Consider the following 23,261-nt stretch of genomic DNA (forward strand, 5'->3'; position numbering starts at 1 on the left):
GGGTCGCGGTCAGGCACGCCGCTCACCCCCCTCGTGTCCCTCTGCCGCCATCAGGACCACCTGTACGTCGGTCCCGTGCGCGAGTTCGGCGAGGAACGCGGCGCCGCCCGCGTCCGGGTCGATGAGCGGAATGCCGCGGCGGCCGTACGCACGGGCCAGTTCGGGGCTGACCATCCCGCCCGCCTCGGCGGCCCAGGGGCCCCAGTCGACGGACAGCACCCGGCCGGGGAAGCTCTCCGCCCAGAGGTGCGCGAGGCCGTCGAGGGCGTCGTTGGCGGCGGCGTAGTCGGTCTGCCCCCGGTTTCCGTACACGCCCGCGACGCTGCCGAACAGGGCGAGGAAGCGGGGCGCGGGAGCCGCGCCGTGCTCGGCCGCCGCAGCGGCGAGGTGCCGTGCGCCCGTCACCTTCGTGGCGAACACCTCGGTGAAGGCGGCCGGTTGCTTGTCGCGCAGCAGCCCGTCGTTCAGGGTCCCGGCTCCGTGCACGATTCCGTCCAGCCGGCCGTGGCGGGCCCGTACCGCGGCCACGACGGCGCGTACCGCCCGCTCGTCCGTGACGTCCGCGCAGTGGTAGCCGACGGACGCGGCGACCGTCGTGAGGGCCGCCAGGGTGGCCCGCACCTCCCGCTCGGCGAGGATCCGCGAGGCCGCGGCCTCGATCTCCGCGGGGGTGCGCAGACCGGTGGCGATCAGCGCGGCGCGCAGGGCGACCCGGTCCGCCGCGTGCCCGAACTCATCCGTCTCGGCCGGTGGTTGAGGTGTTCGTCCCATCAGCTCTACGTGGCATCCGGTGGCCCGGGCCAGCTCCAGGGCGGTCCGGGCGGTGATCCCGCGGGCCCCGCCGGTGAGCAGGACCACCGAGTCCGCGTCGAGGGGCGGTGTCCCGTCGGCGGGGACGAGCGGTGCGGGCACCGGCCGAGGGGTGACCCGTAGGCCGTCGGCGGTGTAGGCGACGGAGGCGGGTGCGGTGACCTCCGCGGCCGGGCCGGCCGTCTCCACGGCCGGTGCGCAGCTCAGCTCGGCGAGCAGCTGCGCCGCGACGCTCTCGGGGTCCTCCTTGGAATGGACCTCCACGGCACGGATCAGCCGGCCGGGGTATTCGAGGCAGGCACTGCGGGCGAAGCCGTGCACGCCCGCTCCGGCGGCCTCGCCGCGGGCGGTGACCAGGAGGAGCCGGTGCACACCGCCGGTCAGGGCCAGCCGCAGCCCGGGAAAGGCCTCGGGCAGGACGGGCGGCGCGCCCGGCCGCAGGGCGGACAGGTCGATCAGGGCGTCGAACCCCGCTTCTCCCCGGCCCAGTTGCCGTACGTCGGCCCCCTGGGCTCGGAGGGCTCCGGTGACCGCGGCCCCGATGCCCTGGCCGTCTCCGGCTTGCCCGACGTCTCCGGCGTCCCCGACGACCCCGATCCGCAGACCCCGCAGGACTTCCGGGTCCCCCGGCGCGGGCGGTAGCGCTTGCAGTTCCACCCGGAGGCGGTCGAGCGCGGGCGGGGCGGTGGCCGGCGTTTCGGCGGCCGGGTGTTCGGGGCGGGCGGTGTGACCGGAGACCCAGTCCACGATGCCGCGCAGGGTTTTGATCCGGGACAGCTCCTCGATCGCGTCCTCGGCGGAGCCGCCCGCGTCCTGCGGCAGGCCGATCCGGTCGGCCAGGGCGCCGATGATCTCGACCCGCTTGATGGAGTCGATGGAGAGGTCGGCCTCCAGGTCCAGCTCGGGAGCGAGCATGTCGCGCGGGTACCCGGTCCGGGTGTGGACGATCTCCACGATCACGTCCATCACCTCCTCGGCGGACCGCGGCCCCCCGCCGGCCGCGCCCCCGCCGCCTACGGCGCCTCCGCGACCGTCACTGCCGGGCGACCCGCCCCCAAGGGCGACGTCTCCCAGGACCCCGCCCCCCGGGGATGCCCCGCCAGGGCCCCCTGTGCCGGCGGCCGCGCCACTGGGCTCCCGGAAACCCGGGCCACCGTCCCCGGCCACCCCCTCGCCCGCGGCCACACCGCCGGGCCTCCCGGGGCCCGCGTCCACACCGCCCGGCATCCCGAGGCCCGCGTCCACGCCACCAGGCATCCCCGAACCCGGGGCCACACCACTGGGCACGCCACCCCCCGAGGCCGCACCCTGCGGGATCCCCGCGCCCGAGGGCACACCGCCCAGCACCCCGCCCCCGAAGGCGGGCCCGCCCGACGCCCCCTCCCCCGGGACCGGGCCAAAGGCCCCGGACCAGGCCCCGGCGGCGCCCGCGGGCAGGCTCCGGCCATCCGGCCGGGGCTCGGCCCAGGGGGTGGCCGGAGCCGCGCTCTGGTACGTCCCCGGTCCACCCTCCGCACCCTCCGGGCGCGCGAACCCCTGCCCGACATCCCCGTCCGGGACCGCCCATGCGCCCTCTGGACCCGCGTGGCCACGGAAGGGGGAGGGCTGGACCGCGCGGGCCGGGCCGGTTGCGGCGAGGTACCCGGGCGGGGCCGGGTCGGGGACGCTCCAAGACTGCGCCGTCGCCGTCGCCGTCGACGCCAAGTAGCCGATCATGACGTCCCGTTGCGCCTGTACGAGTTCGCGCGAACCGCGGAGGTACTCCAGGACGGCTTCCTCCCGGCGGTCGGCCGGGGCGGGTGCGCCGTGCGCAGCCACGTGGCCGGACGGAACACCCACCCCGGCGGGTGGGGCCGCGGCCGCCTGGCGGCCCGTGGCGGGGCGGCCGTTCGCGCTGCCGCCGTACCGGCCGTCCCCACCCCCGAAGGCCGAACCGGCCACCAGCACACCGCTCCCGGGGAGGACCGACGCCTTCTCGGGCGACGGAACCCCGGCCCGGCCGTTGCGCGCATCCGCAGGCCCGCCCAGCGGTCCCCCCGCCGGACCGGGCCCGCCCGCACCACCCTCACCGGGTCGCCCACCCGCCGGCCGGTCCCCACCTGCACCGGGGGCCGCGCCGTGCCAGTGGCTCGCCAAGCCGCCGCCCTCGCTCCCGGCGGTCGGCCGCGCCTCCTCCCGGGCGGCGCTCCCGGCCGAGCCGTCCTCCCCAGGGCCACCGGCCCCCGGCCGCGGCCCGCCCCCAGCCCCCGCCGGCCGGCTTCCGGACCAGCCGCTCGCGTGGGCCGGCAGGGCGCCGGCGCCCACGTGCACACGCGCCCCCGACGGGACGGCCTCTCCCCTCGCGTGCGCTCCCGCGGGATCGAGGCCCACTCCCGCCCCGGCCCCCGAAGGGCCGGCTTCGGCCTCGGCCCGGGTTCCCAGGAGGGCCGAGCCCCCCTCCGGGGCGGTGCCGTTCGTCGGATGTGTCATCTGGTGGGCTCCCTTTCCTTCGGTTACCTCGACGTGGACCCTGCGGGCCGGGCGGAGGCCGCCGGGGACGGGTTCGCCGTCCCGGGTGCGGACCAGGTGGCCGTCCACCAGCCAGCCCGCGCGGCGCGGAGCGCGCTCGGGGAGCCGGGACGCGCGGCCGCGGAACAGGTTCTCCGGTGCCACCGGCACGCCTGCCGCGGCCAGTTCGGCCAGGGCCGTGACCAGACGGAGCAGCCCGTGCTCACCCGGCACGTCCAGCGGCACGACCGTGTGCGGCCGGTCGCGCAGGATGCGGCCGACCAGGCCGGACAGGACCCGGCCCGGCCCGGCCTCCACGAAGGTCCGTACTCCGGCGGCGTACATGTGCTCCACCTGCTCCACGAACCGGACCGGCTCCGCGACCTGACGCGCCACCAGTTCGCGTACCGCATCGGCCGTCGGCGGGTACGGACCGGCCGTGGTGTTCGACCAGACCGGGAGGGTCGCGGCGGACAGCTCCGTCCGGGCGAGCTCCTCGGCCAGGGCCGTGGCCGCCCCCGCGACCACCTCGCTGTGGAACGCACAGGCGACGGGCAGCGGGGTCGCCGTCATGCCCGCTTCCCGCAGGGCGGCCACCGCCTCCGTCACGGCGGCCGTCGGTCCTGAAATCACGCACTGCCGTGGGGCGTTGTGGTTCGCGACCACGCACCCGGCCCGCGCCGCGATCTCCCGCACCTCCTGCGGGGCGGCCGTCACCGCCGCCATCGCCCCCGGCTCCGCCCCGGCCGCCCCGAGGATGGCCTCGGCCCGGCGCGCGCTCAGCCGCAGCAGGCTCTCCCGGTCCCAGACCCCCGCCGCCCACAGCGCCGTGAGCTCTCCGTACGAGTGCCCGGCGACGCAGTCCGGCCGTACGCCCAGTTCCCCCAGCAGCAGGTGCGCCGCCGAGCCCGCCAGCCCGAGGGCCGGCTGGGCGATCCGGGTGTCGGTGACCGCGGCCCGCTGCGCGGTCCGCCCCTGCACGGTGAAGGCGGCGGGAGGGAACGCGGAGGAGACCACCGCGCTCGGCGCCCCGTCGAGGAGGAGTTCCCTCAGCCGGGGGAACGCCGTGAACAATTCCGCGAGCATTCCGGGTCGTTGACTGCCCTGACCGGGGAAGAGGAAGGCCACCTGCCCGGGCTCCGCCGATTCCCCCCGTATGTGGACCCCCGGGCCCGGGGTGAAGGCCCGCGCCCGTTCCAGCCGGGCCGCCAGCTCGTCCAGGTCGGCGGCCACGACCGCCACCCGTATCGCGCCGGCGCCTGCCGCGGCTTCGGCGGCGAGGTCCCGCAGCGCCCACGGGCGCCCGGCGCCGTCGTTCTCCTCCAGCCGGGCCGCCAGCCGGGCCATGGCCCGGCCCGCCGCGCGCCGGTCCTCGCCGCGGAAGCAGAACAGCTCGGCCGGCCATTCCTCCAGCCCGTGCCGGGGCTCCTCGGCTCCGGCGTAACCGGTCAGCACCGCGTGGTAGTTCGTGCCGCCGAACCCGAAGGCGCTCACTCCGGCGATCCGCCGCTCGGCGGGGACCGCCCACGGCCGGGCCACGGTGTCGAAGGAGAAGGGGCTGGTGCGCACGTTCCAGGAGGGGACCGGGGTGTCGAGGTGCAGGGTCGGCGGTCGTACGCCCGTGTGGACCGCGCGGACCGCCTTGATCAGTCCGGCCAGGCCGGCCGCGCACTTGGTGTGCCCGATCTGTGATTTCACCGAGCCCAGAGCGCAGCTCCCGGGAGCTGCCCCCGACTCGGTGAACAGTGCGGTCAGTACGCCCAGTTCGGTGGTGTCGCCGACCACGGTGCCGGTGCCGTGCGCCTCGATCAGACCGACCTCGCCGGGGCTGATCCCGGCCCGTGCGTAGGCCCGGTCGAGGGCCCTGCGCTGGCCCTCCGGCCGGGGGGCGGTGAGGCCGAGGGAGCGTCCGTCGCTGGCGGCTCCGACTGCCTTGATCACGGCGTACACCCGGTCGCCGTCCCGTTCCGCGTCGGCGAGCCGCTTCAGTACGAGCGCACCCACCCCCTCCCCGAGGGCGATCCCGTCGGCGGCCGCGTCGAAGGGCCGGCAGTGGCCGCCGGGGGACAAGGCGCGGACGGAGGAGAACAGCAGGTAGTCGTTGATGCCGTTGTGGAGGTCGGCGCCCCCGCACAGCACCATGTCACTGTCCTCGTCGCACAGTTGGCGGCAGGCGAGGTCGAGTGCGGCCAGCGAGGAGGCGCACGCGGCGTCCACCGTGCAGTTCGCGCCGCCGAGGTCCAGCCGGTTGGCGACCCGGCCCGCGATGACGTTGGCGAGGACCCCGGGGAAGGAGTCCTCGGTGAGCCGCGGGAGCTGTTCGTCCAGTGCGGCGGGGAGCTCGCCCAGGTATCCGGGGTACAGGGCGCGCAGCCCGTACGCGCCCGCCAGCTCGGTGCCGGCCTCCGCGCCGAAGACCACGGAGGTCCGCGACCGGTCGAACTCCCGGTCCTTGCCGTACCCGGCGTCCGCCAGGGCCCGTGCCGATATCTCCAGGGCCAGGAGCTGCACCGGCTCGATCCCGGCGAGCGAGGCCGGCGGGATGCCGTGCGCGAGGGCGTCGAAGGGCATTGGCCCGAGGAAGCCTCCCCAGCGGGACGGGGTGCGCTCGCCCGCCCGCGCCGGGTCGGGGTCGAAGTGGAGCGCCGGGTCCCAGCGTTCGGCGGGGACCTCGCTCACGGCGTCGCTCCCGTCCAGGATCCGCGCCCAGTAGGCCGCGAGGTCCGGGGCGCCGGGATAGGCGCAGGCCATGCCGACGACGGCGACGTCCAGCGGTTCGGGCCGCGGGGCGCCGGCGGCGGACATCGACTCCGCCGCGTCGGCCGCGCCCTCACCGGGGGTTCGGTCGGCGAGTTCCCGGGCCCGCTGCGCGAGCAGCTCGGTCGCGCCCTCGGTGACTTCGGCGTGCACGGCGGCGATGGTGGTGGTGCCGGAGCGCAGGGTGGCGGCCTGTCCGAGCATGAACAGCCCCTCGGAGTGCTGCTGTTCCTCCCCCACGGACTCCAGCGCGGAGCCGTCATCGGCGCGTCGCAGCCCCTTGCTGGCGATCCGGAGCCTGCCGAGGTTGAGCCGCTCCAGCTCCTCCCACACCTCGCGGGGCTCGGCGCCGCCCTCCGCGAGCCGTTGCCGGGTCGCCTCGAAGGTGTCCGCGTACGGGGTGGCCGCGCAGCGGGTGGCGTGTCCGGGCGCGGTGTGCAGCAGTACGGTGTCCGCGCACTCCAGCGCCGCCCGCTGGAAGCCGGGAAGGACCGCGCCGGCCGCCACCGCCTCCTCGGTGAACAGGTAGGCGGTGCCCATGAGCACCCCGATGCGCGCACCCCGCTCGGCCAGCGGGGCTGCCGCGGCGGCGGCCATCGCCGCGGAGCGGGCGTCGTGGATCCCGCCCGCGAACAGCACGTCGAGCGCCGCCGCTTCGGGGCAGGACAGCAGCAGCTCGATCTGCTCCTCCCAGAGCGGGAACGAGGCTCGCGGCCCGACGTGGCCCCCGCATTCCAGCCCCTCGAACACGAACCGCCGGGCCCCGTCGGCGAGATACCGCTCCAGCAGGCCGGGCGAGGGCACGTGCAGATGGGTCCGGGTCCCGGCGGCCTCCAGCGGGGCCGCCTGTCCCGGGCTGCCGCCGGCGATGATCGCGTACGGCGGGCGCACCTCCGCGACGGCCGCGAGCTGCTCGGCCCGGAGTTCGGCCGGGGCGAAGCCGAGCATGCCCACGCCCCAGGGCCGCTCCCCGAGCCGCTCGGCGGTTTCGGCGAGGAGCCGGCGCACCTGTGGCCCCTCCATGACCGCGAGCGCGAGATAGGGGACTCCGCCTCCGGCCGCCACCGCTTCGGCGAAGGCCGCCTGGTCACTGACCCGTGTCATGGGCCCCTGCGCCACCGGGAGCGGTCGCCCCGGACCGTGGCCGCCCCCCAGCGGCCGGGCCCGTACGGCGGCCGCCAGGTGTCCCGCGACGGCCGACCGGATGCCCCGGAGGATCCCTCCGGTCGTCCGGTGGCGGGCGGCGAGCCGGGCCGCCGAGGCCCCGTCCTGCCCGACCGGGAGCAGCTGTGCGTGCAGGTCCCGGGCCCCCAGCAGGGCGCTGACCGGGCCCGATGGCGGGGTCAGGTCGGGGCGCGCGTACACCCGGTGCCCCGCCAGCAGTTTGGTCTCGGAACCGTCCATGGCCCGTACGGCCGCCGCCACTTCGGCGGGCAGCCCGGCCTCCCCCTCGGGCGTGAGGGCCAGTTGTACGTCGACCAGCACCCCGGCGGCTCCGCCCGCGACGGCCGCGGCCGCGGTGTGCGGCCCGATCCCGCCGTAGGCCCGTACGGGCAGCGCCAACGCCGGCTCCGCGAGCAACTGCTGGAGGAGCACGAAGGTGGTGGTCCCGCCCACCCGGCCGCCCGCCTCGTGCCCTTTGGCGACGAGCGCGTCGACCCGCGCGGCAGCCGCGGCCCCCGCCTCGGCCGGATCGGTGATCTCGGCCCACACCCGGGGCCGCCCGGCGGCGGCCGCCCAGTCGGCCACCGCGTCCGGGGTGTGGCCCGCGGGGTCGGCGAGCAGCACGGTGTCCACCTCGGCCGGCAGCTCCTCGGGCCCGATCGGGCAGCCCGCGGGGACCCGTACCCCGTAGCGGGCCGCTCCGAGGCGGCGGGCGACCTCGGCCATGGCGCTCCGCGCGGACCCGGCGTCCCGGCCGAGGTCGAGCAGGCCCAGGGAGCCGGCGCGTTCGGCGGCGACGACGATCCGCGGGTTGGGCTCCGCGAACGGACTGACCGCGACGACGAGGTCACGGCCGGCGTCCCGGAGCCGCGCGGCGCCGCGGGCCGTCGGCGGCTGCTGGGGCGGAAGGGCACGTGAAGGCTGGGGGGACGGCTCGGGCTGGGGGGACACGGACGCTCCTCTTCCAGTGCGATGTGCTGTGTGACATGACGCAGACGGGGTGCGAGACGGAAAGCGGGGACGGCGCGGGATGGACGTGCGGGAAGGACGGCGGACGAGGCGCCCTTCCCCTGGATCTCCGAGGGGGGCGACGCGCGAAACGACCGGACGATTCGGCGGGGACAGGGTTGAGCGTTGGTCAAATTCCCTGGTGCCGGGATGCATCGTGCGGTGGCGGCCCCGCACTGTCAACGGCCATCCGGAGCCGTTCACTTCGCGTTCCGGGCGACCCCCACCCGCCCGGGCGGCTACCCGGCCGCGGTGTCGCCCCGCTCGCGGCAACGCCGTGGCCTGCGGCTTTGGCACGCGGACGACCCGAAAGTCCCCTCCGTGGCCTGCCGGTCGGCGCATCCGCGCCGCCCGGGCTCATGCCGCATGGGTATGGGTTGTCACCGGTCCGGCATGAACACCTTTGCGGAGTCTGTCGGTTGTTCACCCGTCGCGCTCTTACAGGTACACCCTCGCCCGGTTACCGTCCGGTCATGACCCCCACCCTCGCCCAGCTCCGCTACCTCGTCGCCGTCGCCGACTGCCGTTCCATCACCGGCGCGGCGGCCTCCGTCTTCGTCGCCCAGTCCGCCCTGTCCCGAGCCGTCCAGGCCATGGAGCGCGACCTCGGGGTCGATCTCCTCGCACGTCGGGGAAGGGGGGTGGACCTCACACCGGAAGGGGCCCGGGTCGTCCGGCTGGCCCGCACCGTGCTCGACGCGGTGGAGGCCATCGACGACATCGGCACTCCTCACGGACTGGGCGCCAGGGCCGCCCTGTCCTTGGTGACCACGCCCACCCTGGCCCTCGACCTGGCCTCCGAGCTGGTCCACACCTTCACGGAGCGGCACCCCGGCCTCGACGTCAGACTCCACCAGCACGACAGCCGCGAGGCCGTGGTCGAGGAACTGGCACAGGGCAAGGCCGAGTTGGCGCTCGTGGATCTCCCCCTCGACAAGGACCTCACCACCCACTACATCCAGGAGCGCGAGGTGGTGCTCATCTCCCCCGTCGGCTCGGCGCTGCCCGACCCGTTACCGTTCCGCGCACTCGACGGGCTGCCCATGGTGCTGCCCACCCCCGGGACCGGCCGGCGCACCGAGATGGAGGCCATGTTCAGCTGTCTGGGCGTGCGCCCCGTGCCCTGTTTGGAGGTCGACGAACGCCTCGGCTGGGTGACGGGGGTGACCGACGGCCGCGGCTCCCTCATCTGGTACCGCGACGTGGTCGCGCGGGCCTTCGGCAGCAGGGCGGAGATACGTTCCTTCACCCCGCCCCTCCTTCGTCCGGTGGGGATCGCGCACGCCCGCCGGCCGCTCAGCCGCGCGGCCCGCGCCTTCATCGCGCACGCCCGGCACAAGGCCCCCGTGCGCGAGCCCTCCCGGTGATCGGTGACCGCGCGGGCCGCCGGGGCCCGCACGCGCCGCACGTCCCGGCCGGCCGGCCGGAGGGAGCCCCTCGGCGGCCGGGACATGCCCTCCCGGCATTGAACGATGCTCGAACGGAGTCCGGTTGACCCTGGCGCCGTGAACCGGCTCCCCCTCACATGGTGGGCATGTTCCGACTACTCCTCACGCCCCCGCGCGCCGCCGCCCTCGCCACCGCGGTCCTCGCCGCGGCCCTGCCCGCCGCGGCCTGGCTGACCGGCCCCGCCGCCGGGACCGCCGACGCGGCCACCGCGCCGCCCGCGTCCGCGCCCCCGGCCGGCGCCGGCGCCGCCCCCGAGCGCCAGTGCACCCTCCCCGGAGGCATGGCCGAGATCAGCGGGCTCGCCATGAGCCGAAAACACACCGGCGTCTTCTACGCCGTCAACGACAGCGGGAACACCAACCAGGTGTTCGCCATCGACTGCACCGGCGCCACCGGCCTGCTCAAGGCCACGTACACGGTCTCCGGGGTGGGCAACACCGACTGGGAGGGGCTGGCCCTCGGCAAGGACTCCTCGGGCCGTCCCGCGATCCTGGTCGGCGACATCGGGGACAACTTCGGCAGCCGCGCCGAGATCACCGTGCACTCCTTCCCCGAACCCGACCTGCTCGCCAACGCCTCGGTGACGCCCGTGACGTACCGCTTCGCCTACGCCGACGGGAAGCACGACGCCGAGTCCCTGCTGGCCGACCCGGTCACCGGCCGGATCCACATCGCGAGCAAACTCGCGGGAGCGGCGGGCCAGTTTTACCAGGCCCCCCTGCCGCCGGTACCCGGGCAACTGGGCACCCTGACCGCGGTCCGGCCGGGCCCGGTCTTCGCCACCGACGGCGCGTTCTCCCCCTCGGGAGCCTCGTACACCCTGCGCAGCGGCGGTCCCCTGGGGGCCAACACCGCCTCGGTGTACGGCACCTCGGGCGCCAAGCTCGCGGATGTGGCCCTGCCCGCCCAGTCCCAGGGCGAGACGGTGACGTACCTCGACTGCGCCACCCTGCTCGTCGGCTCGGAGAACGACACCCAGATCTGGCGGGTCCCGCTCCCTCCGGAGGCCACTCCGGGCTGCGGCGGCACACCGACGCCGACCCCGACACCCACGCCCACTCCGACGCCCACACCGACCCCGACCCCGACACCCACGCCGACCCCTGGTGACCTGAAGCTGGTCAACCCCGGCCCGCAAGCCTGCAAGTTCAACCAGAACTGCACCATCCAGCTCACCACCACGGGAGGCAAACCCCCCGTCCGCTACACCGCCACCGGACTCCCCTGGGGCCTGACCCTCGACGCCACCACCGGCCGCATCACCGGCAAACCCTGGGCCACCGGAACCCTCCAGATCACCGCCACCGCCACCGACGCCACCCCGACCACCGCCACCACCACCTTCCCCCTCACCCTCACCTGGTTCTAGAAGGACCGGGGGCGGACGGATCCCGGACGGTCCGGGATCCGCACCCCGCCGCGTTCAGCCCAGCCTCGACGCGGCCTCCCGGTCGGCGATGACGACGAGGTTGGGGTGCGTGCGCAGGATCGTGGCCGGGAACTCGGTCGAGATCTCGCGTTCCAGCATGCCGGCGAGGGCGTCCGCCTTGGCGGCCCCGCTCACGATCAGCACCAGGCGCCGTACCTTGGCGAGCATGGCCGCCCCCATCGTCACCACGTGCGAGGGGACTTCGCGGGGGTCGGGGAGCAACCGCAGGGCGTCCTCGTACCAGGGGTAGGAGTCCTTGAACTCGTAGGTGTAGATCTCCTGGTCGAAGCGGGTGGCGTACGGCATGTTCCCGCAGAAGTGGCCGTCCGCGCCGAGCCCGATGAGCATCAGGTCCAGCCCGCCGTTCCCGCGCAGTTCGCGGGCGACGGACGCGTGGTTGGCGACCGTGAGCGGGTGGATGTTGGCCTCCGGCACCCCGCCGGGGCCGTAGAGGTGCTCGTGGAGCGCGGAGAGGGTCAGCCCGTGCTCCCGCCCGGCGAGGGGTACCTCGTCGAAATTGTAGAAGTGGACGTCGGAGAAGGCCCCGGGGTTCCGGCGCAGCCTCGCCGTGACGATCTCGTACGTGCCCGCGGGGCTCGCCCCGGCGGTGAGGGCCATGTTGACCCGACGGTCGTACAGCATCTCGCCGAGCACGATGTCGGCCGCGGTACGGCTGAGGTCCTCGTAGTCCCGCGCGATGACGATCTTCATGGGTGTTCCGTTCTCGTGGTTCTCGGCTCGTGGCTCGTGGCTCGTGGCTCGTGGGACTGGGAGCTCCGGTCTCCGGCGGCCTGGCGCTCCGGGCTCAGGGGCGCGGGGCGGACTTCTTCACGTACCGCTCGGTCTCCTTCAGCTCCTTCTTCCCGTCCACGGAGGTCCCGTAGGTGCGGTCGGAGGTGACGGGTGTGACCGAGACGGCCCCGCCGAGGGCCGCCGTCGAGTCGGCGTCCGGGCGGCCTTCCACGCATTCCGCGCTGCCGGGGTTCGCCGACGCGCAGTCACCGAGGGCGATGCCGAAGCCGTTCCCGCCACCGTCCTGTACGTAGGCGTGGTAGGCGTACGCGCCCGAACCGACCCGGGTCCAGACGGGCGGCCGGGCCTGGGCTCCGGCGCTGATGTCGGGGTAGTCCACCTTCAGGGCGAACGCGTCGGTGAGCAGACGGTGTTCCTTCAGTCCCGCGAGGAACTTCGCACCGAACGCGGCGGTGGCCCGGTAGTTCTCCACGGGGTGCGCGCTCATGTCCGCGTTGGCGGAGGCGCTGAAGGCCACGGCCGGTACGCCGATGTCGATGGCGGCGATCGCGGCTCCGACCGTTCCGGAGTCGTTGACCGAAGAGCTCACGTTGAGACCGGAGTTGATGCCGGTGACGACCAGGTCGGGAGCGCCGCTCCAGCCCGCCTTGGCGGCGAGTCCGCCGCGCAGGGCCAGTTTGACGGTGTCGGCGGGGGTCGCGCTCGGCGAGTCGGGGCCGCAGGGGCCGTCCGCCAGGCAGACGCCGAAGACAGGGGCGCCGGAGGGCGCGCCCGCGCAGTCGTTCTCGTAGCCGGCGGGCATCCGCTCCCGCTGCTTGACCGTCAGTACGCCGTGGTTGGTGACGGCGGTTCCGCGCCCGCTCTGCACCTGCCACGGGGCCATCACCACGACGTCGGCGCCTGCGGCGCACAGTGCGCGGCGCATCTCGTAGGCGCCGAGCCCGTCCGAGTGGTTGGGCTTGGCGGCCTGGATCCCGTCGTCGTTGGAGATGAGGATCCGCATTCCGTCCAGCGGGCCCGCCCCGGATGCCCGCGAGGGCGCGGCCGGCCGCACGGAGTCGGCGGAGGCCGCCGCCCCGGTGGTGGCGGCGAGCACGCACGCGGCGGCCACGGCGAGCAGTTTGCGAGGAGCGGAGCGCATGAGGAGCCTGCCTTCTGGTGGATCGAGCCCTGGAATACATCGAGCCCCAAGGCGCACCGAGCACTCGGGCGCATCGCACTTGGGCGCGTCTCGATGTCGCGGAGCCCGGGAGACGGCGTCTCGGGACCGGGCCCTCCCCGTGCACTCTTCCGCCGTCCGCCCACCCGGGGACAGGGGCTGAAAGTCCCTTCCGAGAAGACCGAAGGGCCCGATACGGGCCATGTCACCGCACAGTGAACTCACCTGCGGAAAAGCCCTGTTGAAGAGCGCGAGTACGTAGGCACAAAGGTCGCACCATTCGGGACCTTCGACTTCCTTTGCCTTCCCTTGACCTCGTCAAGACTGAGGGGACCTCGGACCGAAGACGTTCCGGGTTCGTTCCACGCGATGCAGGGAGAACTCATCGTGGATTACGGAAAGACGGCGTCGGCCGTACTCGAAGGCGTCGGCGGCGAATCGAATGTGGAGTCCCTGGGGCACTGCGCCACGCGACTTCGTTTCGTCCTGAAGGACGCGTCGAAGGCTGACAGAGCGGCTGTCGAATCAACGCCCGGAGTCATCACGGTGGTCGAGAGCGGCGGCCAGTTCCAGGTGGTCATCGGGAACGACGTGGCCAAGGCCTATGCCGAGATCGGCAGGATCTCCGGACTCGGCGCGGACAAGGCCCGGACGAAGGACGCCGCGGCCCCGGGCACGGGCACGACGGGCGGGAACCCGCTGACGCGGCTGGTCGACGTCATCTCCAGCATTTTCACCCCGTTCCTGTGGACACTGGCCGGCGCGGGACTGCTCAAGGCCACGATCGTGCTGGTCACCAAGCTCGGCCTGGTCGCCGAGACCTCACAGGAGTTCACCGTCCTGAACGCGGCCGGCGACGGCGTGTTCTACTTCCTGCCGGTGCTCCTGGCCGTGACCGCCGCGAAGCGCTTCGGGTCCAACCAGTGGACCGCCATGGCCATCGCGGGATCGCTGGTCTACCCCTCGATCGCCGCCATGAACGAGGCCGGCGACCCCGTCTCCTTCTTCGGCATCCCGATGGTGATGGTCGCCTACGCCTCCTCCGTCATCCCGGTCATCCTCTCCGTGTACGTCCAGAGCTTCGTGGAACGCGGCCTCGACAAGGCGCTGCCGTCCAGCATCCGCAACTTCATCACCCCGATGCTGACGATCCTCCTCATGGTCCCGCTGACCCTGCTCACCATCGGACCGGCCTCGGACTGGGCCGGCCAGGGAGCCTCCGGCCTGATCGGCTGGCTGTTCGGTCTCAGCCCGGCCGTCGCCGGAGCCGTCCTCGGCGGCACCTGGCAGATCATGGTGGTCTTCGGCATCCACTGGGGCCTGGTCCCGATGATGGCCAACGACCTCGCCGTCCAGGGTCACTCCCTCCTCTACGGCCCGCTGGTCGCCGCGTCCGCCGCGCAGGGCGCAGCCGTACTGGCGGTCATGTTCCGCACCCGCAGCAAGAGCCTGAAGAAGCTCGCCGGTCCGGCCGCCGTCAGCGGCTTCCTCGCCGGCATCACCGAGCCCGCGGTCTACGGCGTCAACCTGCGCCTGAAGAAGCCCTTCGTCTACGCCTGCATCGCCGGCGCGGTCGGCGGCGGCATCGCCTCGGCGGGCGGCTCGGCCTCGACCGCGTACATCATGCCGGGTCTGCTGTCCCTCTCCGCCTACCTGGAGGTCGGCAGCTTCGCCCTCCAGCTGATCGGTGTCGGGGTCGCCGTCGCCCTGTCCTTCGGTCTCACCATGGCCCTGGGCTTCAAGGACGTCCCGGAGGACACCGCCGGAGCCGGTGAGCCCGGTGAGGCCGCCGACGCCCCCTCCGGACGGGCCGCCGCCGAGGCGTTCGAGGTCGCCGCGCCCGTCGAAGGCAGGGTCGTCGCCCTGACCGACGTGGCGGACCCGGCGTTCGCCTCCGGCGCCCTCGGTGACGGCGCGGCCGTCGCCCCGACCTCCGGCGAGGTCCACGCCCCCATCGACGGAACCGTCGTCAGCGTCCTGCCGCACGCCTACGGGCTCCGCTCCCCCGAGGGCGTGGAGGTCCTCGTCCACATCGGCATCGACACGGTCCGGCTCGGCGGGGAGCACTTCACCAGCGCCGTCGAACAGGGCGATCACGTCCGGCTCGGCGACCCGCTCGGCGCGGTCGACCTGGCCGCGGTCGAAGCCGCCGGCTACGACACCACCACGATGGTGATCGTCCTCGACACGGCCGGCACGGGAGTCGTACGGCCCACCGAGCACACCGAGGTCGAGCACAGCACGGTGCTCCTGTCCCTCAGCCCGGAACGCGAACTCACCCCCGTGGGCTGAAGCCCCACCCGCGGCGCCCACGCCCCGCGCGCCGCGCCCGTACCCAACACGCAGCACCCCGCGCCCTGATCCACGTACACCCGAAGGAGATCCGCACATGGACCACAAGACCCCCGCCGCCTTCCGCCCCGACTTCCTCTGGGGCGCCGCGACCTCCGCCTACCAGGTGGAGGGCGCCTGGGACACCGACGGCAAGGGCCCGTCCGTCCAGGACGCACGCGGTAACTACCCCGAGGGCACGACCGACTTCAAGGTCGCGGCCGACCACTACCACCGCTTCGAGGAGGACGTCCGGCTCTTCTCGGAGCTGGGGCTGAAGGCCTACCGGCTCTCCATCGCCTGGACGCGGATCGTCCCGGACGGCGACGGCGCGGTGAACCCGGACGGCATCGCCTTCTACCACCGCCTCTTCGACGCCCTCCTCGCGCACGGCATCGAACCGGTCGTCACCGTCTACCACTTCGACCTGCCGCAGGCCCTCCAGGACAAGGGCGGCTGGACTTCCCGCTCGACCATCGACGCCTTCGCCCGCTACTGCGAGGTGCTGTTCGAGGAGTACGGCAGCAAGGTCAAGCACTGGCTGACCATCAACGAGCAGAACATGATGATCCTGCACGGCGCCGCCATCGGCACCAGTGCGACCACCTCCGACGACCCCAAGCGCGAGCTGTACCAGCAGAACCACCACATGATGGTGGCCCAGGCCCGCGTGACGAAGACGTGCCACGACATGCTGCCGGCCGCCAAGATCGGCCCGGCGCCGAACATCTCCGTCGTCTACCCGGCGAGCAGCAAGCCCGAGGACGTCCTCGCGGCCTCCGACTACAACGCCATCCGCAACTGGCTGTACCTGGACATGGCCGCCTACGGCACCTACAACCCGACGGCCTGGGCCTGGATGACCGAGCACGGCATCGCCCCCGAGATCGCGGAGGGCGACCTGGAGGTCCTGGCGGCCGGTCGTGCCGACTACCTGGCGCTGAACTACTACTCGTCCGCCACCGTCGCCGCGCCCCTCGACGACGGCGCCGTCACCTACGAGGGCGGCGACCAGCAGCTCGCGGTCGGCGAGAGCGGGGTGTTCCGCGCGGTGAGCAACCCGCACCTGGCCACCACCGAGTTCGGCTGGGAGATCGACCCGGTCGGCTTCCGCACCACCCTGCGCGACGTCTACGACCGCTACCGGCTGCCGGTCATGGTGACCGAGAACGGGCTGGGCGGGTTCGACACGGTCGAGGACGGCGAGATCCACGACGACTACCGGATCGCCTACCTCTCCGAGCACATAGAGCAGATGCGCCTGGCCGTCTCGGACGGGGTGGACGTCATCGGTTACCACCCCTGGTCGGCCATGGACCTGATCTCCACCCACCAGGGCGTGGCGAAGCGCTACGGCTTCATCTACGTCGACCGCGACGAGTTCGACCTCAAGGAGCTCCGCCGCATCCGCAAGGACAGCTTCTTCTGGTACCAGCAGCTGATCAAGGGCAACGGCTCCCTCTGATCCCGTTCGCCTCCGGGCCGCCGGCCGTTCCGCCCACCCGGCGAACGGCCGGCGGCCCCACGGCGTTCCTCGACTCCCCCCGACCTCCCGCCCTCTCCGCCCTCTCTCCCCCCCACTCAGGAGACCCCTTCCATGACCCGTATGACCCGCTTCCCCTACCAGTTGATCGCCACCGACCTCGACGGCACCCTCGTGCGCAGCGACCACACCGTCTCCGCGCGCACCACGGCCGCCCTCGCCGCCGCCGTCTCGGCCGGGGCCCGGCACGTGGTCGTGACCGGGCGGGTCGCCCAGTGGACCAGGCCCACGCTGGCCGAGATCGGATACCGGGGCCTGGCCGTCTGCGGTCAGGGCGGCCAGCTCTACGACGCCGGGCAGGACGCCCTCGTCTCGTCGGTCCCCCTCGACCGCGAGCTCGCGGCGCACGTGGTGGCCTTGGTGGAGGCCCGTACCGGTCCGCTGTCGGTGGCGGTGATGCCCCTGGAACTGGCCGATCCCATCGTCGTGGGCCCCGGGTTCCCGCTCCCGCCGATGGCCTCGGCCGGGATCGAGCGGGTCCACGACGCCGCCCGGCTGTGGGACCGGCCGATCGGGAAGGTCCAGATCCAGCACCCGCACCTGACGGACGACGAGCTCACCGAGGCCGCCCGGGAGGCGGTGGGTGATCTGGTCACCGTGGTGATGGCGGGCCCGACCTGCGTGGAGCTGCTCCCCGTCGGCCTGTCGAAGGCGACCGGTCTGGCCCTGGCCGCGCAGGCACTGGGCGTGACGGCGGAAAGCACCATCGCCTTCGGTGACATGCCCAACGACATCCCCATGTTCGCCTGGGCGGGCCACTCGGTGGCCATGGCCAACGCCCACGACAGCCTCAAGGCGGTCGCCGACGAGATCACCACCGGCAACGACGAGGACGGCGTGGCGGCGGTCCTGGAGCGCCACCTCCTCCCGCTCGCCGGAGCCCCGACGCGATAGCGCGGTAATAGCTAAACTAGCCTCTCATCTATTACCGTACGGAGGGCGGAGAGCAGGGAGCAGGAAGCAGGCCGACGCTCGGCATGCCCTGGCACGACGGGAGAGGTGTGTCTTGATCCAGCGTTACGCGCTGCCGGAGATGGCGGCGTTGTGGACCGCCGAGTCCACGTACGAGACCTGGGTCCGGGTCGAGGTGCTCGCCAGCACGGCGCAGGCCGGGCTCGGAGTCGTGCCGGACGAGGCGCTGGCCGACATCCGGAGGGCTCCGGTGCCCGCCGTCGAGCGGATCCGGGAGCTGGAGGCGGAGCGGGACCACGAGATCCTCGCGTTCCTGGCCGCCTACACGGAGACGATGCCGCCCGGCTCGGCGCGCTGGGTCCACCACGGCATGACCAGTTACGACCTCGTCGACACCGCCCAGGGGTACCTGCTCGCCCGCTCCATGGACCTCGTCCTGGAGGCGGCCCGCTCCTTCACCCGGATCCTGGCGGACCGGGCCCTGGAGCACTGGGACACCGTGTGCATCGCCCGGACGCACGGGATCCACGCCGAGCCGACCGCCTTCGGTCAGAAACTGGCCGTCCACGCCCAGGCCATGAGCCGCTGTCTGGCCCGGCTGGCGGATGCCCGTACGGCGGTGGCGGTGGGTACCGTATCGGGCCCCGTCGGCACCTACTCCCACATCTCGCCCCGGGTCGAGGAGTACGTGTGCGGGGAGCTGGGGCTGGGCTTCGAACCGATCCCGACGCAGGTCGTCGCCCGCGACCGGCACGCCCAGCTGCTGTCCGCCCTCGCCCTCACCGGCGCCGTCGTGGAGCAGTTCGCGCTGGAGATGCGGATGCTCCAGCGCACGGAGGTGCGCGAGGTGGACGAGCCCCGCACCGGCGCCTACCAGGGCTCCAGCGCCATGCCGCACAAGCGCAATCCGACGACCAGCGAGCGGCTGTGCGGGCTCGCCCGGGTGCTGCGGGCCAACGCGGGCGCCGCGTACGAGAACGTCGCCCTGTGGCACGAACGGGACCTGGCGCACTCCTCGGTGGAGCGGATCGTCCTGCCGGACAGCCTGACGATCGCGCACTACCAGCTGGTCTCGGCCGCGGCCGTCATCCGGGGCCTGGAGGTCTTCCCGGAGCGGATGGCCGCCAACATCGACGCGACCCACGGCCTCGTCCACTCCTCCGGGGTGTTCCTCGGCCTGGTCGCCGACGGCGCGGAACGCGAGCACGCGTACCGCCTCGTCCAGGCGGCCGCCGACGAAACCTGGCGTACAAAGACTCCACTGACCGACACCCTGGCCACCCGCGGGGTCACCGTCCCCGCCGGCCTCCTCGACCCCCTACGGTTCCTGGCCAACCGGAACCACCTCAAGTCCCGACTCGAAGAACTCAGCGACCGACTCGGCGAACCCATCAGCAAGGAGCAGCACCAGCATGTGGAAGTGTGAACAGGTCATCGGCGGCGCCCTCGACGTGGAGGAGGCGGCCGCCCTGTACCGGGCGTCCACCCTCGCCGAACGCCGCCCCGTGGAGGACACCCAGCGCTTCACCCGGATGCTCGCCGGCGCCAACCTGGTCATCGTCGCCCGTGACGAGGAGGGCCGGCTCATCGGGATCTCCCGCTCGATCACCGACGGCGCGTACTCCACCTACCTCAGCGACCTCGCCGTGGACTCCGCGTACCAGGGCAAGGGCGTGGGCAAGGACCTCATCCGCGCGACCAGGGAGGCCGCGCCGCAGGCCAAGCTGATCCTGCTGGCGGCCCCGGCGGCCGTGGACTACTACCCGCACGTCGGGTTCACCGCGCACAACTCCGCCTGGACGATGGACGGTCCGGCCGTCCGGGCCTGAGCCGTACGCCCGCGCACCCCGGCGCCGGAGTGCGCCGGGGTGCCCGGTTTCAGCCCGCGGGAGCGGCGTCCGCCCCGGGCGGGACGGGTGCGGGCGCGGCGGGCTTGTGCGCGATGGGCCCGGCCGCGGTGGGCTCAGGCGGCGCGAACCCGGAGTCCAGGCGGCGGACCGCGAAGCGCCGCTGGACCACCGACAGGACCGCGATTCCCGCGCCGAGGGCCAGCCAGCCCGCCGGTCCGGCCGTCATCACCACGCCGGTCAGGAGCAGCGGACCGACGGACTTCTGAATGGACTGGGCCATGCCCGCGACCCCCAGGTACGAGGCCCGCGCCTCCTCGGGAGCCAGCGATACCGCAAGTTCCCAGGAACTCACCGACCGCAGCAGCTCCGCGCCCGTGACCAGCCCCGCCGCGGCGAGCAGCACCACCGACGCGGCCACCGCCCCGGTCCCGGCGCTCAGGGCCAGCAGGACGCAGCACGCGAACATGGTCAGCCCGTACACGGAGAGCGCCGCCGCGGCCTGACGGGGTCGCTCGTACCGTGCCGAGACACGGAGCTGGAGTACGACGACCAGCACGGTGTTGATGACGAGGAAGGCCGGGACCAGGGCGTGCGGCGCGTCGGTGTGGGCCACCAGCCACAGTGGCAGGCCGACGGCCAGGACCGAGTCGTCGAGGTTCATCGCGATGTCGAGCAGGACGAAGCGCAGGTAACCGCGGTCCCGCCACGGGCTCGGCGCCCGCGTCCGGCCGGGCGCGCCGTCACCGGCCGGCCCGGGCCCGGTCTCCCCCGCCCCGGCCTCCCCTCCCGTGCCGACCGTGCCGACCGTGCCGACCGCGCCCGCGGCCACCCGGCCCTCGGCCCGGGGCTCCCGGGTACGCCAGACCAGCAGGGCCGCCGCGAGGAACGACAGCGCGTTGGCCAGGATCAGCGCCCGGTAGGCCTCCGGGGTCCCGACCGCGAGGCCGGCCGCGGCGATGCCCGCGCCCACCGCGTAGCCGGCGTTCGCCGAACTGCGCGCCAGCGCCTGGTAGGTACCGCGCCGTTCGCCCGCCACCCGCGTGGCGAACAGCATCTCCAGCGCCTTGGCCGCCCGGTCCCCGAGACAGGTGACGGCGACCAGGGCCAAGAGCACGTCGAAGCGGGTGGCCACGAACAGGACGCCGAGGGTGCCCAGGCGCAGCAGGTGACAGCCGATCAGCAGGGAGCGCACCGGGAACCGGCCGGCCAGGTGCCCCGCCAGGGGCGATCCGAAGATGCCCGCCACGGCCGCGGCGCCCAGCAGGAGGCCGATCCGGCCGGCGTCCAGGCCGAGGACGAAGGTGAAGTAGAGGACGGAGGAGGCGGCCCACACGCCCGTGCCGCCGCGGTCGAGAAGCAGGGTCAGCAGCATGATCCGGGCGTCCCGGCCCCCCGGAGGCCGCCGCAACTGGGCCACCAGCCCCGGCCGTCGGGGCTTCCGCGGCGGCCCCGACCGCCCCTGCCTGCCCTGCGGACCTTTCCGGATCCCCGTACCGCGCCGCCGCATCCCATGGCCTCCGTACCCCCGCGAAAGTATCTCGACATCGAGATACCAGCGGAAGCCTGCCCTAGATCAATCTTGACGTCAAGATACTTATGGCCACGGCGGCCCCCCGGGGTCCGCCGTCGGCGAGGCCCGCGCCCTCTCCACCGGACTGGGCCGCCTCACCCCGCATTCCGGCACCGGATCGGGGCAGAAGCAGCCTGCGAGATGGGAGAACAACATGATCGCGCTTGGCATCGTTCTACTGATCGTCGGCTGGCTCCTCGGGATTTCGATCCTGTGGACGCTGGGAATCATCCTCGTCGTCATCGGGGTCGTCCTGTGGGTGCTCGGTTCCGTCGGGCACGCCGTCGGAGGGCGGCGGCACTACTGGTAGCGCGGGCGCGCCCGGGCGCGGACGCCACGCGCGGACGCGCCGGGCGCGCTGGAACACGCGCGGACGCTCCCCTGGAGACGGTTCCATGATCCAGATATCCCTACCGCTGATACCCGCGGATGACGGCGCCCTGCTGATCCCCGCCGATCACGTCACCGAACTCCTGCGCCGCCTCTCGGCCGGCTGGCTGGACTCGGAGCACACCGGTGAGATGCGCGGAGACGAGCGGACCGTCCGGGACTTGGCGAGCGCACTGACCGAGCTCGCCGATCAGATCGACGTCGAATGCATCGGGTTCGCTTCGGCCGCACCACATCCGTAGGACGGCGGCAGCGGACAACGACCGGACAGGAGAGGGGCTTCGCGATGGACGGCCCCGAGCTCTCTCGTCAGGAACTGACGATCCTCCGGGACATGGAGCAGGACCTGTGTGCCGACCGGCTCCTGGACCGCAGACTCCGTACGCTGCGCCGCGGCATCAGGCCCTGGACCTCCACGGGCAACCGGGGCCGCCACCGCCGGGCCGCCCTGTGCACCTGGCTCCTCGGCGCCGCCTGCGCGATCCTGCTCGGCTCCGCCGTCGCCACCTCCTCACCGCCGCTGATCTGGGCCTTCGCCGTCCTCTGGGTGCTCACCCTCGTCCGGCTCATCCGGCTCGCGATCGCCTGGTGCCGCACGCACGACATCGGCATGTGAGCGGCGCCGCCCGGCCGAGAAGGCGCCCGGCCCGCTGCCGCCACTCCAAGCAGCCGGAAAAGCGGACGATTCGCCACGGATTGCAGGCCGCCTTCCGCTGCCGCATGGTGGCAGCAGTACCCCCCTCAGGAAGGAAAAGCGCGTCATGAGCAAGGCGAAGGCGAAGGCGAAGCAGGCCAAGGGGAAGCTCAAGGAGACCCTCGGCGACACGATGGACGACAAGCGCATGCAGGCGGAGGGAAGCGCCGAGCGGATGGCCGGCAAGGCCGAGGAAATGGCCTCCAACGGCGCGAACAAGATGAAGAAGGCCAAGGGACAGCACTGAGGATGCCGCACCAGCACGGCGAGCACGATCCAGCCGGGCCGCCTCCCTCTTCCACGGAGGCGGCCGTGGTGCGCGTGGCGGGCGAGATGGACATCAGCCGGGTCGGGCCACAGGCTGAGCCTGGCGGCGCCGAACGCCCAGATGCTGCGGCTGCTGGAGATCACCGGCTCCCTCTCCCTCTTCCCCATCACCGGCGCCCCGCCCGAGTTTGGCGACCCGTGACGGGGTAGGCGCGGGACATACCCGTTGCCGAGACCCGAACCTCCGGGGGAAAGGGGTACGCGATGCCCTCGGCGAACGACGACCGCTTGGCGGTCGACGTGCGACCCCTCGGCGGTGCCACCGTCCTGACCCTGGCCGGAGAGCTCGACCACGACACCGCGGAACCCTTGCGCGCGGCTCTCGAAGCAGCCCGGGCGGGCGGTGGGCGACGCTTGCTGATCGATCTCAGCCGACTGGCGTTCTGCGATTCCACAGGACTCAACGTGTTGTTGCACGGCCGGCTCACGGCCCGGGAAGCGGGCGGCAGCCTCGAACTGATCGGCCTGCACCGGCCGGTCGCACGCATGTTCCACGTCACCGGCGCCGACGGGCTCTTTCCGCAGCACCCCGATGTGGAGGCGGCTCTGGCGAGCCACCGGCACACGTAGCGGAGGAACACGGATGAGCGTCCGCCGGTCATCGCAGTGGACCCGGCTCGAAGGAGTG

General features: G+C 73.5%; 16 protein-coding genes. 12 read left to right on the top strand and 4 right to left on the bottom strand.

All coding sequences use genetic code 11. The annotated features are described in order from the left end of the window. Positions 1-9: 9 nt before the first annotated feature. Entirely contained in the window at positions 10-8,169 is an 8,160-nt protein-coding gene (locus tag ACFYYB_RS19815; protein ID WP_389436487.1) for an SDR family NAD(P)-dependent oxidoreductase, read from the bottom strand. 530 nt (positions 8,170-8,699) lie between these two features. Between ACFYYB_RS19815 and ACFYYB_RS19820 the strand changes: the two genes are divergently transcribed. Together ACFYYB_RS19820 and ACFYYB_RS19825 are read left to right on the top strand one after the other, a co-directional pair. Next, positions 8,700-9,593, top strand: coding sequence for a LysR family transcriptional regulator (locus tag ACFYYB_RS19820; protein WP_389436488.1), 894 nt, complete (start codon positions 8,700-8,702; stop codon positions 9,591-9,593). Positions 9,594-9,760: 167 nt separating this feature from the next. Beyond that, a complete protein-coding gene (locus tag ACFYYB_RS19825) occupies positions 9,761-11,044 on the top strand; it encodes a putative Ig domain-containing protein (RefSeq protein WP_389436489.1) in 1,284 nt (427 codons plus the stop codon). Between the two features lie 54 nt (positions 11,045-11,098). Here the strand turns inward: ACFYYB_RS19825 and ACFYYB_RS19830 are convergent, their stop codons facing one another. Further along, a complete protein-coding gene (locus ACFYYB_RS19830) occupies positions 11,099-11,815 on the bottom strand; it encodes a glucosamine-6-phosphate deaminase (protein ID WP_389436490.1) in 717 nt (238 codons plus the stop codon). A gap of 94 nt (positions 11,816-11,909) precedes the next feature. Next, the gene (gene surE / locus ACFYYB_RS19835; RefSeq protein ID WP_389436492.1) at positions 11,910-12,998 is read right to left on the bottom strand and encodes a 5'/3'-nucleotidase SurE; all 1,089 of its coding nucleotides are present in this window, start codon (positions 12,996-12,998) and stop codon (positions 11,910-11,912) included. Between the two features lie 387 nt (positions 12,999-13,385). Between surE and ACFYYB_RS19840 the strand changes: the two genes are divergently transcribed. From ACFYYB_RS19840 to ACFYYB_RS19860, 5 genes are all read left to right on the top strand, one after another. Further along, positions 13,386-15,308: a beta-glucoside-specific PTS transporter subunit IIABC gene (locus tag ACFYYB_RS19840; protein WP_389436493.1), complete on the top strand. Its 1,923-nt coding sequence runs from the start codon at positions 13,386-13,388 to the stop codon at positions 15,306-15,308. A gap of 97 nt (positions 15,309-15,405) precedes the next feature. Continuing rightward, positions 15,406-16,812 (top strand): glycoside hydrolase family 1 protein, encoded by a 1,407-nt coding sequence (locus ACFYYB_RS19845; protein ID WP_389436494.1) that lies wholly within the window; start codon positions 15,406-15,408, stop codon positions 16,810-16,812. Between the two features lie 141 nt (positions 16,813-16,953). Further along, entirely contained in the window at positions 16,954-17,784 is an 831-nt protein-coding gene (locus ACFYYB_RS19850; protein WP_389437216.1) for an HAD family hydrolase, read from the top strand. Positions 17,785-17,896: 112 nt separating this feature from the next. Beyond that, positions 17,897-19,228: an adenylosuccinate lyase gene (gene purB / locus ACFYYB_RS19855; protein ID WP_389436495.1), complete on the top strand. Its 1,332-nt coding sequence runs from the start codon at positions 17,897-17,899 to the stop codon at positions 19,226-19,228. After that, positions 19,215-19,631 (top strand): GNAT family N-acetyltransferase, encoded by a 417-nt coding sequence (locus ACFYYB_RS19860; protein ID WP_389436496.1) that lies wholly within the window; start codon positions 19,215-19,217, stop codon positions 19,629-19,631. Before purB ends, ACFYYB_RS19860 begins: the two co-directional genes overlap by 14 nt. Before the next feature lie 49 nt (positions 19,632-19,680). Here the strand turns inward: ACFYYB_RS19860 and ACFYYB_RS19865 are convergent, their stop codons facing one another. Then, the gene (locus ACFYYB_RS19865) at positions 19,681-21,024 is read right to left on the bottom strand and encodes an MFS transporter (protein WP_389436497.1); all 1,344 of its coding nucleotides are present in this window, start codon (positions 21,022-21,024) and stop codon (positions 19,681-19,683) included. Between the two features lie 352 nt (positions 21,025-21,376). Between ACFYYB_RS19865 and ACFYYB_RS19870 the strand changes: the two genes are divergently transcribed. The 5 genes from ACFYYB_RS19870 (at position 21,377) to ACFYYB_RS19890 (ending at position 23,203) form a co-directional block, all read left to right on the top strand. Continuing rightward, positions 21,377-21,532, top strand: a complete 156-nt coding sequence (locus tag ACFYYB_RS19870) for a DUF6131 family protein (protein WP_266875260.1) — start codon at positions 21,377-21,379, stop codon at positions 21,530-21,532. Positions 21,533-21,617: 85 nt separating this feature from the next. Beyond that, complete coding sequence (locus ACFYYB_RS19875) at positions 21,618-21,854, top strand: DUF6213 family protein (RefSeq protein WP_389436498.1); 237 nt, start codon at positions 21,618-21,620, stop codon at positions 21,852-21,854. Between the two features lie 44 nt (positions 21,855-21,898). Further along, positions 21,899-22,228 carry a DUF3040 domain-containing protein gene (locus ACFYYB_RS19880; protein WP_389436499.1) on the top strand — a complete coding sequence of 110 codons (330 nt, stop codon included), beginning with the start codon at positions 21,899-21,901 and terminating at the stop codon, positions 22,226-22,228. Positions 22,229-22,373: 145 nt separating this feature from the next. After that, positions 22,374-22,553, top strand: coding sequence for a CsbD family protein (locus ACFYYB_RS19885; protein WP_389436500.1), 180 nt, complete (start codon positions 22,374-22,376; stop codon positions 22,551-22,553). Positions 22,554-22,837: 284 nt separating this feature from the next. Next, positions 22,838-23,203: an STAS domain-containing protein gene (locus ACFYYB_RS19890; protein ID WP_389436501.1), complete on the top strand. Its 366-nt coding sequence runs from the start codon at positions 22,838-22,840 to the stop codon at positions 23,201-23,203. Positions 23,204-23,261: the final 58 nt, after the last annotated feature.

The sequence above is a fragment of the Streptomyces sp. NPDC002886 genome (assembly GCF_042888445.1).
Classification (GTDB): domain Bacteria; phylum Actinomycetota; class Actinomycetes; order Streptomycetales; family Streptomycetaceae; genus Streptomyces.

Excerpts from the sequence above, each read along its gene's own strand:
- ACFYYB_RS19880 (WP_389436499.1), top strand. The coding sequence starts at position 21,899 with ATGGACGGCCCCGAGCTCTCTCGTCAGGAACTGACGATCCTCCGGGAC.
- ACFYYB_RS19850 (WP_389437216.1), top strand. The coding sequence starts at position 16,954 with ATGACCCGCTTCCCCTACCAGTTGATCGCCACCGACCTCGACGGCACC.
- ACFYYB_RS19890 (WP_389436501.1), top strand. The coding sequence starts at position 22,838 with ATGCCCTCGGCGAACGACGACCGCTTGGCGGTCGACGTGCGACCCCTC.
- surE (WP_389436492.1), bottom strand. The coding sequence starts at position 12,998 with ATGCGCTCCGCTCCTCGCAAACTGCTCGCCGTGGCCGCCGCGTGCGTG.
- ACFYYB_RS19825 (WP_389436489.1), top strand. The coding sequence starts at position 9,761 with ATGTTCCGACTACTCCTCACGCCCCCGCGCGCCGCCGCCCTCGCCACC.
- ACFYYB_RS19820 (WP_389436488.1), top strand. The coding sequence starts at position 8,700 with ATGACCCCCACCCTCGCCCAGCTCCGCTACCTCGTCGCCGTCGCCGAC.
- ACFYYB_RS19865 (WP_389436497.1), bottom strand. The coding sequence starts at position 21,024 with ATGCTGCTGACCCTGCTTCTCGACCGCGGCGGCACGGGCGTGTGGGCC.
- ACFYYB_RS19830 (WP_389436490.1), bottom strand. The coding sequence starts at position 11,815 with ATGAAGATCGTCATCGCGCGGGACTACGAGGACCTCAGCCGTACCGCG.
- ACFYYB_RS19870 (WP_266875260.1), top strand. The coding sequence starts at position 21,377 with ATGATCGCGCTTGGCATCGTTCTACTGATCGTCGGCTGGCTCCTCGGG.
- ACFYYB_RS19875 (WP_389436498.1), top strand. The coding sequence starts at position 21,618 with ATGATCCAGATATCCCTACCGCTGATACCCGCGGATGACGGCGCCCTG.
- ACFYYB_RS19840 (WP_389436493.1), top strand. The coding sequence starts at position 13,386 with ATGCAGGGAGAACTCATCGTGGATTACGGAAAGACGGCGTCGGCCGTA.
- ACFYYB_RS19845 (WP_389436494.1), top strand. The coding sequence starts at position 15,406 with ATGGACCACAAGACCCCCGCCGCCTTCCGCCCCGACTTCCTCTGGGGC.
- ACFYYB_RS19885 (WP_389436500.1), top strand. The coding sequence starts at position 22,374 with ATGAGCAAGGCGAAGGCGAAGGCGAAGCAGGCCAAGGGGAAGCTCAAG.
- ACFYYB_RS19860 (WP_389436496.1), top strand. The coding sequence starts at position 19,215 with ATGTGGAAGTGTGAACAGGTCATCGGCGGCGCCCTCGACGTGGAGGAG.